Genomic DNA, 11,764 nt, shown 5'->3' with positions numbered 1-11,764 from the left:
GGACCCCGCGGGAAGTGACACCACGCTACGGGACGCACCCCTTGGAGTCCTCCCAACGCAGAGTTCTCCTCCCGAACGAGCGGCGCGAAGCGCCCCGCCCTCGGGGCAGAAGACACCCACACCTGTGACTGATGTGACTGAAGTGAATGGAAACGCCGAGAAACATGCCAAAACCCGCGAAATGACGCGGTTTTGTCGGTTGTGGTTGGTACATTCGAGGCGGTCGATCGACCGACGGGGGGAACTCCGAAATCAACACGATGCGACGGACCGTCGTCGCTGGAGGATGACATGGCTGACAAGTCCATCACCAAGACCGAGCTCGTCGCGAGCATCGCTTCCGCCACCGGCGAGAGCCAGGCCACTGTTTCGCGCGTCCTCGACTCGCTGTTCGGCACCGTCTCCGACGCTGTCGCCAAGGGCAGCAAGGTCTCGATCCCGGGCTGGATCTCGTTCGAGCAGGTGGCCACCGCCGCCCGCACCGGCCGCAACCCGCAGACCGGCGCCGAGATCAAGATCCCCGCTGGCAAGCGCGTCAAGGTGACCGCCGGCTCCAAGCTGAAGGCTGCCGTCAAGTAAGACCGCACCGCCACGAAGGCCGTCCCTCCGGGGGCGGCCTTCTGCGTTCCCGGCGAGTGCCGACCCGCGCGAACCGGGCCCGAGCGCCCCCGCGTTCCGCACGTGCGGTCTCGGATCCGCGGTCACAGGCAACCGCCGTAGGCTGGAGGGGTGAAGTCGTACCGTCTCGTCGGCCTCGCGATCCTCCTCGCCGGCGCGGCGGTCGGCCTGATCGCGGCGCTCGTCGTCGGCGGCGGCGCGGTGCCGCCCAAGCTCCTGGACCCGGGGCCCATCGTGATGTGGGGGCTGCCGGCCGTCAAGCTGGTCGCCAACCTCGCGGGTGCGGCCATGCTGGGCTCCCTGGTGCTCGCGCTGTTCGCGCTGCGGAGCGGTTCGCGTCCCTATGACATCGCCCTCGACACGGCATCCGTGGGAGCAGCGGTCTTCACCGTCAGCTCGGCGATCGCCGCAGGGATGACCCTGCTCGCCGCGTTCAACCCCAAGCTCTCCGCCGACCGCACCTTCGGCGAGCAGCTCGGCACGTTCCTGCTCACGCTCCCGCTCGGTCAGGCCTGGCTGATCACCGTGCTGATGGGGGCCGTGATCACGCTGCTGGCCTTCGGCTGGCGCAGCTGGACCGGCACGCTCATGACCGCCGGGCTCGCCGCGGCATCCTTCCTCCCGCTCGCGACGCAGGGTCACTCCGGCGACGTGGAGGGGCACAACATCGCGGTCAACGCGATCCTGCTGCACACCCTCGGAGCCGCCGCCTGGGTCGGCGGCATCATCCTGCTCGTGATCCTGCGCAGCGCCACGAACCGGACGAGCGGGAAGGTGAAGAAGGCGGATGCCCTGGATCTGCCGGTCCTCGTCGAGCGGTACTCCTCGATCGCGCTGATCGCCTTCATCGTCGTCGCCGTCTCGGGCATCGCCCGCACGGTCGTCGCGCTCGGCAGCTGGAGCGAGCTGTTCTCGCCCTACGGACTGATCGTGCTCGGCAAGGCGATCCTGCTGCTGTGCCTGGGCCTGTTCGGCGCCTGGTACCGCCGCCGGCTCATCCCCCGATTCAGCGGCGCGGACGAGAAGCGGTCGTTCTGGACGCTCATCCTGGGCGAGCTGCTGCTGATGGGCCTGGCATCCGGCGCCGCCGCCGCGCTGGCACGCACGCCTCCGCCGGTCGGCGAGCAGGCTCCCGCCAACCCGACGGCGGCTCAGCGACTCACTGATTCGCCTCTTCCTCCCGAGCTGACGCTGGACCGCTGGTTCACCTCCTACGACATCGACGTGCTCTGGGCCGTCGTGATCGGCTTCGCCGTGTTCTTCTACATCGCCGGCGTCGTCCGCCTGCGCCGGCGCGGGGACGCGTGGCCCGTGCATCGCACGATCTTCTGGCTGGCGGGCATGCTCCTGCTGCTCTGGGTCACCTCGGGCCCGCTCAACGCGTACCAGGAGTACCTGTTCAGCGTGCACATGGCCGGCCACATGGTGCTGAGCATGGCGATCCCGCTGCTGCTGGTCAGCGGCGCGCCGATCACGCTGGCGCTGCGCGCGATCCACAGGCGCGAGGACGGCACCCGCGGCGCCCGCGAGTGGATCATGTGGGCGGTGCACTCGCCGTACTCCCGGGTGATCACGCATCCGATCGTCGCGGCCGCGATCTTCATCATCTCGCTCTGGGCCTTCTACTTCACCGACCTGGTGCGCTGGTCGCTGTACGACCATCTCGGGCACGAGTGGATGGTCATCCACTTCCTCATCTCCGGCTACCTGTTCGTGATGTCGCTGGTCGGCGTCGACCCGGTGCCGTACCGCCTGCCGCATGCGGGACGCCTGATCACGCTGATCGCCGTGATGGCCATGCACGCGTTCTTCGGCATGGCGCTGATGATGCAGAACGGGCTCATGGTCGCCGAGTGGTTCGGCTCGATGGGACGCACCTGGGGCCCGACGCCCATGGAGGATCAGTACATCGGCGGCGGCATCGCCTGGTCGGTGGGTGAGATCCCGACGCTGATCCTCGCGATCACCGTCGCGATCCAGTGGTCGCGGTCGGATGACCGGCTGCAGCGCCGCAGTGATCGCGCCGCCGATCGCGACGGGGACGCCGAGCTCGAGGAGTACAACGCCCGGCTCTCGAAGCTGGCCGAGCAGGACCGTCGCGCCGCTTCGCGCTCCTGATCCGCTGCGGCCCCGGCGCGGCTACTCGGGGTCGATGTTCGGAGAGCCGACCCGGATGGAGGCGGTGCCGTCGGGTTGGATGCTGATCGTGCCGTCGATCTGGAACGGCACGTCCTCGGACACCTTGCGCACCGAGCCGTCGAAGACCGACTTGATCGAGACGTCGATGTGCGCGACGGCATCCGTTGGGGGGATCTTCCAGTTCGCGCCGTCGGGAACCACGGTCACCACGGGCTGCTGGGTGATGGACCACTTGGGCAGCGAGCCGTCCGCGAGGCGGTTGGAGACCTCGAGCCCGAACGGGCAGGCGGTCGGCAGCAGCACCTGCTGGGTGGCGCAGGCGGTGAGGAACTCCCCGACGCGCTGCTGCACGAGCTCGGTGAACTTGGCGGTCGGCTGAGCCTGCACGTCGACCGGCGTGTGCGCGAGCGCCTTGTCCGCGAGCACGCGCACTCCGGGCGTCGCGGCGATCGGCGTGTCGACGGTCACCGAGTACGCCCCGGGAGTGAAGACCAGCAGATGCAGCGGGTCGAGCGGCGAAGCGCCCGCGCCCTTGTCCGACACCTGACGGCGGTCCAGCTCGAAGCCGTTCACCTTGAAGACGTCCGCGCCGCGCACGGTGAGCTCGACCTCGGCGATCGGGCTGCGCTCGAACCGCCAGTTCGGCACCACGCCCACCCAGCCGTCCTGCACCACCCGGTAGGTGGAGGTGCCGCGCACGCCGCCCGCGCGGTACGCGGTCGAGACGCGGTAGACGCCGCCCTTCTGCGTCTCGGACGTGACCGTGTAGTCGGTCAGCTGCGCGAGCGCGGCGGTGCGCAGCAGTGCCTCGGATGCTGTGGCATGGATGTCGGTGTCCTTCTTGATGGACAGGTCCACCGAGACGCCTGGCACCTGCAGCGCGTCGGCCGCACGGCCGGAGGCGAGCAGGTCCAGGTAGCGCTGCACGAACGCGGACGGGCTGTACACCTGCTGGTACAGCGACATGCCCCCGGCGCCGAGCGCAGCGATGAGCAGCACCCCCACGACCCCGAGGATCGTCAGGTCGGTGCGGAGCGCAGAACGTCGCCGTGACACCCCCCGACCCTGCATCATGCCGACAAGTCTAGGGAGCGGGGGCTGGGACGGAGCCGAGCGGCGACACAGAGGACTTAACATGGGGTGCGTGTCCGTGACCCTCTCCGATGAACAGCAGGCGCTGTTCCGTCTGATCGAGGACACCGACGAGCACGTGTTCATCACGGGCCGGGCCGGCACGGGCAAGTCGACCCTGCTGCAGCACTTCGCCTGGAACACCCAGAAGCAGATCGCGATCTGCGCGCCGACGGGCGTGGCCGCCCTGAACGTCGAGGGTCAGACGATCCACTCGCTGTTCCGCCTGCCGATCGGACTGATCGCCGAGAGCGAGATCGAGCAGTCGGATGCCACCCGCCGCATCCTCAACGCCATCCAGACGCTCGTGATCGATGAGATCTCGATGGTGAACGCCGACCTGATGGACGCGATCGACCGATCTCTGCGGCAGGCGCGTGGCAAGCGCGGCATCCCGTTCGGCGGCGTGCAGGTGGTCATGTTCGGAGACCCCTACCAGCTGGCGCCGGTGCCGCCGCGGGGTGACGAGCTGCGCTACATCCAGGACCACTACCGGTCGTTCTGGTTCTTCGACGCGAAGGTCTGGACCGGCGGGCTCGCCGGAGACGGCGGCGGGATGCTGGACATCGGCGAGCACGGCGCGAAGCTGCACGTGCACGAGCTGGTGCAGATCCACCGGCAGTCCGACGACGGATTCAAGTCGATGCTGAACGCCGTGCGGTACGGCCGGGTGACCAAGGACATCGCGGATGTGCTGAACGAGCGCGGGGCGCGCACGCCTCCCGACCCCGAGCCGGGGGAGCCGCCGATCATCACTCTCGCGACCCGCAACGACATCGTCAACAGCATCAACAGCCGCCATCTCGCCGCTCTCGCCGGCCGGGAGCAGACCGCGCACGCCGAGATCAGCGGCGATTTCGGTCGTGGGGAGGGCAACTACCCGGCGGATGCCGAGCTGAAGCTCAAGGTCGGCGCGCAGGTGATGTTCCTGCGCAACGACGTGGGCATGCAGGGCGAGCCGCCGCGCTGGGTGAACGGCTCGATCGGCACGGTCACCCGCATCCTCGGCGGCACCGTGCGGGTGGACATCGACGGCGACGAGTTCGACGTCGAGCCCGCCGTCTGGGAGAGGCTGCGGTACGCCTACAACCCGGGCACCAAGACGCTCTCCCGCGAGGTGGTCGCCGAGTTCACGCAGTTCCCGCTGCGACTGGCCTGGGCGGTGACGATCCACAAGTCGCAGGGCAAGACGTACGACCGGGCGATCGTCGACCTGGGATCGGGGGCGTTCGCGCCCGGCCAGACCTACGTGGCGCTGTCGAGGCTGACCTCGCTCGACGGGCTGTACCTGTCCCGGCCTCTGCGGCCGCGCGACATCCAGGTGGACGAGGACGTGCGCCGCTTCATGCGGGAGGCCTGGGAGGCCAGGCAGGCTGAGCAGGTCGCGAAGGCCTGAGCGGCGTGCTCCCAGCATCCGCACTCTAGACTCGGAGGGTCCAACCCCGGGAGAGTCGATACATGCATCTTCGTTCGTCGCGCCGCCTGCGTGCCGCCGTCGTCGGCGCCGTCGCCCTCGCTCTCGCTCTCACCGGGTGCACGGGATCCTCGCAGCCCGAGCTCACCTACACGCCGCCGAAGCAGGCTGCGGGCTCGCTCCCCGACGACATGACCGCGCAGCTCCAGACCGCAGTGCAGCAGGCCATGACGGCCACCGGCTCATCCGGGGCGATCGTGGGCGTGTGGGTGCCGTGGAGCGGGCAGTGGGTGACGGGTCTCGGCACCCAGGCAGCCGGCGACAAGACCAAGGTCACCAAAGACATGTCGTTCCGCATCGCCGCGGTGACCCGCATGATGACCTGCGACGTGCTGTACGGCATGGCGGATGCCGGTGACATCAAGCTCGACGCCAAGGTGCCGAAGTACGTCTCCGGTGTCGCGGATCTGGGTGACATCACCCTGCTCGACCTGTGCAACGGCACCAGCGGCGTCGGCTCGTCGGCGGAGACGGCGAAGCCGTACTGGCTGAACACCCCCGACCGCCAGTGGGCGCCGCTGCAGCTGGCGAGCTTCGGCCTCGGCCAGCAGCGCGGTCCGGCTCACACGGCGTACCGCGACTCCGACGCGAACTACCTCCTGCTCGGACTCGCCCTCGAGCGCGAGTCCGGACTGAGCGCCTCGCAGCTGATCAAGAAGTACGTGACGACCCCGCTGGGGCTCGAGTCGACGTCGCTGCCGTCTCCGGCTTCGGCGGAGCCCGAGCCGGCACCGGCGCTGAAGGGCGCGTACCTGCCGCCCGCGGAGGGCGGCGGGTACAACTGCGCCGCGCCGGTCGACATCACCAAGAGCTCGTCGAGCATCGGCTTCACCGATTCCGGCGCGGTCTCCACGATCGAGGACCTGGGCCGCTACGCGCAGGCCGAGGCCCGCCAGGCGCTGCGCGACAAGGATGCCAAGCCCGGCCGGTTCGAGAAGCCGCTGCCTGCCGCGGCGGACGCCCCCGCCTGGTACCAGGCCACCGGTGGCGCGTACCTGGTCGGCTCGATGGTCGGCCAGCACGGCTGGGTCCCCGGTTACGCGACCGCCGCGTACTCCGACCCGGCGACCGGGTTCACCGTGGCTGTCACGCTGAACGATTCCAGCGCCGGCGGCGCCTTCGCCGCCTACCTGGCGTGGGAGCTCGCCGCGATCGCCTCGAAGGCGCCCGCTGCCAAGGGCGAGACCGCTCCGGACTTCGGCCTGCCGTTCACCGCCGAGCAGTATGCGAAGGCCATCACTGACGGCGCGATCTGCAAGGCCGGCTGATCTCCCGCAGCAGGTGCTGGTGGCGTGAGGGGCGAGGACCGCGCGACCGCCCGCACCACCTGCTGATGGCGTGAAAGACTGGAGGGGTGCGCCCCTCCCGTCGAATCCCGCTGCTGCGCGGATTCGTCGGCGCCACGATCGCGACCTTCGTCGCACTGGCCTCGCACGTCTGGGTCGGCGGCGACATGCCCGGGATGCTGGGCATCGCCGTGCCCTGGGTGCTGTCGCTGACGGTGTGCACGCTGCTGGCCGGCCGCCGGCTGTCGCTGATCCGGCTGAGTGTTTCGGTGCTGGTCTCGCAACTGCTGTTCCACGCGCTGTTCGTGCTGGGGAGCATCACGCCGCAGGGCGGACTCGGTCCGCACGTGCACGGGATCGGGGTTCTCCCGGCCGCGGGGGACGTGTCGGCGGCGCTGCCGCAGGACCTGGCGATGTGGCTGGCGCACGGCGCCGCCGCCGTGCTCACGATCGCCGCACTGCATCGGGGCGAGCTGATCGCACGTGCGCTGCTGACGGCGGCGCGGGCGGTGGCGGCGTGGATCGCCCGCGTCGTTCCCGTGATCGCCCCGGTGCGCATCGAGGCGCCCTCCCGTACGCGGTGGGCGGTGCGCGATGCGCCGCGTGTGCGCGAGGTGCATCTCGGCACGCAGCGCCGGCGGGGACCTCCGCGCCCGGTCTGATCCCCGATGCCGCCGCCGTCCGCCCTCTGCGCGGGCCGATGGCGCGCATCCGCCGCACCCGCGGCATTCCGCGGCGCGCACGCGCCGTCCCAGACGCAGACGCCGCTTCGCGGCATCCGAAGAGAGGTTTTCCCATGTTCCGAATCCGCACCGCACTGGTCGGCGCCGTCGTGGCGGCCGCCGCCGTGCTCGTCGTCGCAGCCCCGGCATCCGCCCACGATCAGATCGTCTCGAGCACCCCTGCCGCCGATGAGCAGCTCACGAGCGCACCCGAGCAGGTCGTCCTGACGTTCTCGAACAACCTGCTGTCGCTGTCGGACAACAGCGGCACGGCCATGACGGTCACCGACGCGAACGGCGAGGACTGGGTCTCCGGCGCGCCGGTCGTGACCGCAGACGCCGTCACCGTCCCGCTGAAGCCCGACATGCCGAACGGCGCATACGACGTGACGTGGAAGGTGGTCTCCAGTGACGGCCACCCGACCTCAGGCGAGTACTCGTTCTCGATCGCCGCGCCCGTCGATCAGGCCCCGAGCGCGACACCGAGCGCCACGCCGTCGCAGAGCGTCCAACCGCCGACATCCCAGGCGACGCAGACCCCGGCACCCGCGCCGACGGAGCAGTCGGCGCCCTGGCCGCTGCTGATCGGTCTGGGCGTGGTCCTGCTGATCGCGCTGGTCGTCGTCATCGTGATCGCCGCACGCCGCCGCCGCTGACAGACGCAGGATGCCCCGCCCTCGACCCACGCCGGTGTACCGGGTGGGCGCCGAGGGCGGGGCATCCGTCTGAGCGAATGCGCTCAGCTCGGGTCGTTCCACGACCAGATGTCGTCGCCGCGCAGCGTGGCATCCGCGCCGCCGTCGTCGTAGATCACCTGACCGGCCAGGTGGGTGTTCTCCACCGAGGTGAGCCAGATCAGCAGATACGCGATCGATTCCGGGGACTGGTGGTGGTTCAGCGGCATCGGCACGGCCGCGTCGACCATCTTCGCGCCCTCGGGCGTCGCGAGCAGATCCTTCGTCATGGGGGTGATCACGGTTCCGGGGGCGACCGCGTTCAGCGGGATGCCCGACCCGGCCCACGCGTCCGAGATCGCGGTGCGTCGCACCCAGCGCGACAGCGCGCGCTTGGAGGACGGGTAGATGGCGTAGCCGACGGCCGGGCCCTGCGCGGCGAGGCCCTCGGCGATCTCCAGGGCCTTCGCCTCGTCGTCGGCCAGGGCGGCCTCGACGAGCTCGGGGGAGTTCGGCTGCAGCGACGCCATCGACGACACGACGGCTGCGCGCGGGGCATCCGAGGTGCGCAGGGCGGGCAGCAGCGCTTCCAGCAGCCCGGTGACGCCGAAGTGGTTCACGGCGATCGTCTTCGCGATCGGCGCCGAGATGCCGGCGCACGCGATCACGGCGTCGATCGTGCCGCCCGCGAGCTCGACGGCGCGCGCCGCGGCCGAGGTGCGACCCTCCGGGGTCGAGAGGTCGGCCTCGACATCAGCATCCCTCAGATCGATCCCGATGACCCGCTCACCGCGGGATCGCAGGATGTCGGCGGTGGTGGCGCCGATGCCCGAGGCGGACCCGGTGACGACGTAGGTGCGCGACATGATGAACTCCTTCTCATGCGGACGATCTGCCGCTCGAAGGGTGTGTCCGGTCGAGGAACGCGGCAGTCTCCATGCCGATCGTCTCACGCCGGGGCACATCCGCGGAGGGCGGCCGGCCGGATTTATCCCGGGGGTGGCGGCGGCGGCAGGCGGCCCGACTCGGCCATCATGGGAGCATGATCGCCGTGCTGCGCTTTCTCGGGCGCTCCCCGCTCATCGTCGCGACGCTGGTCGTGGGGATCGTCGTCGTCGCACTCGCCGGATCGGGACTCGGCCTCGCGGCCCGCCTCGTCGCCACCGTCTTCGTCGGCGGGTTCGTGCTCTGGACCGCCTTCGGCATGGTTCGCGACATGCTGCGCGGGCACTTCGGGCTCGACATCCTCGCCGTGATCGCCATGGTGGCCACCCTCTGGGTCGGCGAATACATCGCCGCCGTCGTGGTGATGCTCATGCTGACCGGGGGTGAGGCGTTGGAGGACTACGCGCAGCGCCGCGCCCGCCGCGACCTGGGGGCGCTGCTGGAGCGCGCGCCCCGTATCGTCCATCGCGTGACCGCCGACGGCATCGCCGATGTGCCGGTCGGCGAGGTCGTGGTCGGCGACGAGATCCTCATCCGCCCTGCCGAACTCGTGCCGGTGGACGGCATCCTGCTCTCGGATGCGGCGGAACTGGACGAGTCCCAGCTGACCGGCGAGAGCCTGCCCGTCACGCGGACGGCAGGGGAGGAGGTCGCCAGCGGGGCGATCAACGGCTCGGCCGCCGTGCGCCTGCGCTCCCTGCGCAGCGCGGCCGACAGCCAGTATCAGCAGATCGTGGCGCTGGTGCAGGAGGCGGAGGCCTCCAAAGCACCCACGGTGCGGATGGCCGACCGCTTCGCGGTGCCGTTCACGCTCGTCTCGCTGGTGATCGCCGGCGTCGCCTGGGCCGTCTCCGGGGATCCGGTGCGGTTCGCCGAGGTGCTCGTGCTGGCGACACCCTGCCCGCTGCTGCTCGCGGCTCCCGTCGCCTTCCTTGGCGGGCTCTCCCAGACGGCGAAGAAGGGCATCGTGGTCAAGGGGGGTGCCGTGCTCGAGCAGCTGGCGCGGGTGCGCTCGGCGGCGTTCGACAAGACCGGCACGCTCACGCTCGGGCATCCGACGCTCGCGGCGGTACGCCCTGCGAAGGGATTCGGCGAGGACGAGCTGCTCGCGCTCGCGGCGTCCGTCGAGACCGCGTCGTCGCACGTGCTCGCCGATGGCATCATCGCGGCCGCCGAGGCGCGGCGACTCCCGATCGCGGTCGCCGCGGATGCCACCGAGGTCGCCACGAACGGCATCATCGCGACGGTCGACGGCCGCGAGGTCGCCGTGGGCAAGCCCGCCTACATCGCTTCGATCGCTCCTGAGACGGTGCGCGCCGAGACGACGTCAGGCGAGGCGGTGGTCTACGTCGCCGTCGACGGCCGCTTCGCCGGAACGCTGCTGCTGGCGGACGAGGTGCGCCCGGATGCCGCGGAGACGATCGCCGCTCTCAGCCGCCTCGGCGTCACCCGCACGGCGATCCTGACCGGCGACGTCGAGGCCACAGCCCGCGGGATCGCCGCGGCGGTGGGCGTCGCCGAGGTGCACGCCGAACTGCTCCCGGCCGACAAGGTGCGCCTGGCCGCGGAGCTGCAGCCGCGACCCGTGCTCATGGTGGGCGATGGCGTGAACGATGCGCCCGTGCTCGCCGCTGCGGACGTGGGCATCGCGATGGGCGTGCGCGGCTCCACGGCCGCAGGGGAGGCCGCGTCGGCGGTGATCCTGCGCGACGCCATCTCGCCGGTGGCGGATGCCGTGCGCATCAGCCGGCATACGGTGTCGGTGGCACGCACCGCCATCTGGATCGGCATAGCGCTGAGCGTGGTGCTGATGCTGATCGCGACGACCGGCGTCATCCCGGCCGTCGCGGGCGCGCTGACGCAGGAGCTCGTCGACCTCGCGACGATCCTGTACGCCCTGCGGGCCCTGCGGGCACCGCGCGCGGCCTGAGCCCCTAACCGCGCAGCGCGGCGGTCGCGGCGATGGTCGCCAGGGCGGTGAGGGTCACCAGCACCCACAGCATCCCGCCGAGCGCCAGCGGACGCCAGCCGGCGCGGCGCAGCGCCGGGATGTCGGTGGAGAGGCCGATTCCGGCCAGTGCCATCGCGATCAGGAACACGCTCGCGTGCACGAGCGCCTGGCGCGGGGCGTCGGGGATCAGGCCGGTGGAGTTGATCAGCGCCACGACGACGAAACCGATCAGGAACCATGGGACGAGCTTCGCGATGCGCCGGCCGGTCAGTCTCTGGCCGTCGGCGCTGCGACGCGCCTCCATGATCGACAGGCCGACGCTGATCGGGATGATCATGAGGGTGCGCACGAGCTTGACGACCACCGCATAGCCCAGTGCCGAGGTGGCGAACACTCCCGCCGCCGCGACCACCGAGCTGGTGTCGTTGACCGCGGTGCCCGCGAACAGGCCGAACGTGTGCGGGTCGAGGTTCAGCGCGTGTCCGATGAGCGGGAAGATCAGCACCGCGAGGATGTTGAACAGGAAGATCGTCGAGACGGCGTAGGCGATCTCGGCGCTCGCCGCCCCGATCACCGGCGAGACGGCGGCGATCGCGGATGCCCCGCAGATGCCGGTGCCCACGCCGATCAGGGTGGTCAGCCGCCGCTCGGTGCCCAGCATCCGTCCCAGCAGCCACGCGCCCACGAGACACGCGGTGAGGGTGGTGAGCATGATCGGCAGCGACTCCAGGCCGACCTTCGCGATCGAGCCGATCGAAAGCTGCACGCCCAGCACGACCACGGCGAGCTGCAGCAGGAACTTGCCGGAGTAGGCGATGCCGGGC

At 70.5% G+C, this 11,764-nt stretch carries 10 protein-coding genes; 7 read left to right on the top strand and 3 right to left on the bottom strand.

Translation table 11 applies throughout. The annotated features are described in order from the left end of the window. The first annotated feature begins 291 nt into the window (after positions 1-291). A complete protein-coding gene (locus BGN97_RS00775; protein WP_285638350.1) occupies positions 292-579 on the top strand; it encodes an HU family DNA-binding protein in 288 nt (95 codons plus the stop codon). 150 nt (positions 580-729) lie between these two features. Then, positions 730-2,736, top strand: coding sequence for a cytochrome c oxidase assembly protein (locus BGN97_RS00770; protein ID WP_292697175.1), 2,007 nt, complete (start codon positions 730-732; stop codon positions 2,734-2,736). 21 nt (positions 2,737-2,757) lie between these two features. Here BGN97_RS00770 and BGN97_RS00765 read toward each other — a convergent pair whose 3' ends face one another. Continuing rightward, on the bottom strand, positions 2,758-3,831 hold the full coding sequence (locus tag BGN97_RS00765) for a hypothetical protein (RefSeq protein WP_292697173.1): 1,074 nt from the start codon (positions 3,829-3,831) through the stop codon (positions 2,758-2,760). A gap of 61 nt (positions 3,832-3,892) precedes the next feature. Between BGN97_RS00765 and BGN97_RS00760 the strand changes: the two genes are divergently transcribed. From BGN97_RS00760 to BGN97_RS00745, 4 genes are all read left to right on the top strand, one after another. Beyond that, on the top strand, positions 3,893-5,284 hold the full coding sequence (locus BGN97_RS00760) for an AAA family ATPase (protein ID WP_292697171.1): 1,392 nt from the start codon (positions 3,893-3,895) through the stop codon (positions 5,282-5,284). A 62-nt stretch (positions 5,285-5,346) separates the two neighbouring features. Next, positions 5,347-6,630, top strand: coding sequence for a serine hydrolase domain-containing protein (locus tag BGN97_RS00755; RefSeq protein ID WP_292697169.1), 1,284 nt, complete (start codon positions 5,347-5,349; stop codon positions 6,628-6,630). A gap of 86 nt (positions 6,631-6,716) precedes the next feature. Then, the gene (locus tag BGN97_RS00750) at positions 6,717-7,310 is read left to right on the top strand and encodes a hypothetical protein (protein WP_292697167.1); all 594 of its coding nucleotides are present in this window, start codon (positions 6,717-6,719) and stop codon (positions 7,308-7,310) included. 134 nt (positions 7,311-7,444) lie between these two features. Next, positions 7,445-8,026, top strand: coding sequence for a copper resistance CopC family protein (locus BGN97_RS00745; RefSeq protein ID WP_292697165.1), 582 nt, complete (start codon positions 7,445-7,447; stop codon positions 8,024-8,026). A gap of 83 nt (positions 8,027-8,109) precedes the next feature. Here the strand turns inward: BGN97_RS00745 and BGN97_RS00740 are convergent, their stop codons facing one another. Continuing rightward, positions 8,110-8,910: an SDR family oxidoreductase gene (locus BGN97_RS00740; RefSeq protein ID WP_292697163.1), complete on the bottom strand. Its 801-nt coding sequence runs from the start codon at positions 8,908-8,910 to the stop codon at positions 8,110-8,112. Between the two features lie 176 nt (positions 8,911-9,086). Between BGN97_RS00740 and BGN97_RS00735 the strand changes: the two genes are divergently transcribed. Continuing rightward, positions 9,087-10,919 carry a heavy metal translocating P-type ATPase gene (locus BGN97_RS00735; RefSeq protein WP_292697162.1) on the top strand — a complete coding sequence of 611 codons (1,833 nt, stop codon included), beginning with the start codon at positions 9,087-9,089 and terminating at the stop codon, positions 10,917-10,919. A gap of 4 nt (positions 10,920-10,923) precedes the next feature. Here the strand turns inward: BGN97_RS00735 and BGN97_RS00730 are convergent. Beyond that, positions 10,924-11,764: putative sulfate exporter family transporter (locus BGN97_RS00730; protein WP_292697161.1), on the bottom strand; the 841-nt coding region annotated here is incomplete at its 5' end.

The sequence above is a fragment of the Microbacterium sp. 69-10 genome, assembly GCF_001897945.1.
In the GTDB taxonomy this organism is placed as follows: domain Bacteria; phylum Actinomycetota; class Actinomycetes; order Actinomycetales; family Microbacteriaceae; genus Microbacterium.
The sequence above is the reverse complement of the archived record's forward strand: the minus strand, read 5'-3'. Positions and strand labels throughout refer to the sequence as shown.

Coding starts and splice junctions, on each gene's coding strand:
- BGN97_RS00775 (WP_285638350.1), top strand. CDS start 292: ATGGCTGACAAGTCCATCACCAAGACCGAGCTCGTCGCGAGCATCGCT.
- BGN97_RS00765 (WP_292697173.1), bottom strand. CDS start 3,831: ATGATGCAGGGTCGGGGGGTGTCACGGCGACGTTCTGCGCTCCGCACC.
- BGN97_RS00760 (WP_292697171.1), top strand. CDS start 3,893: ATGGGGTGCGTGTCCGTGACCCTCTCCGATGAACAGCAGGCGCTGTTC.
- BGN97_RS00755 (WP_292697169.1), top strand. CDS start 5,347: ATGCATCTTCGTTCGTCGCGCCGCCTGCGTGCCGCCGTCGTCGGCGCC.
- BGN97_RS00745 (WP_292697165.1), top strand. CDS start 7,445: ATGTTCCGAATCCGCACCGCACTGGTCGGCGCCGTCGTGGCGGCCGCC.
- BGN97_RS00740 (WP_292697163.1), bottom strand. CDS start 8,910: ATGTCGCGCACCTACGTCGTCACCGGGTCCGCCTCGGGCATCGGCGCC.
- BGN97_RS00735 (WP_292697162.1), top strand. CDS start 9,087: ATGATCGCCGTGCTGCGCTTTCTCGGGCGCTCCCCGCTCATCGTCGCG.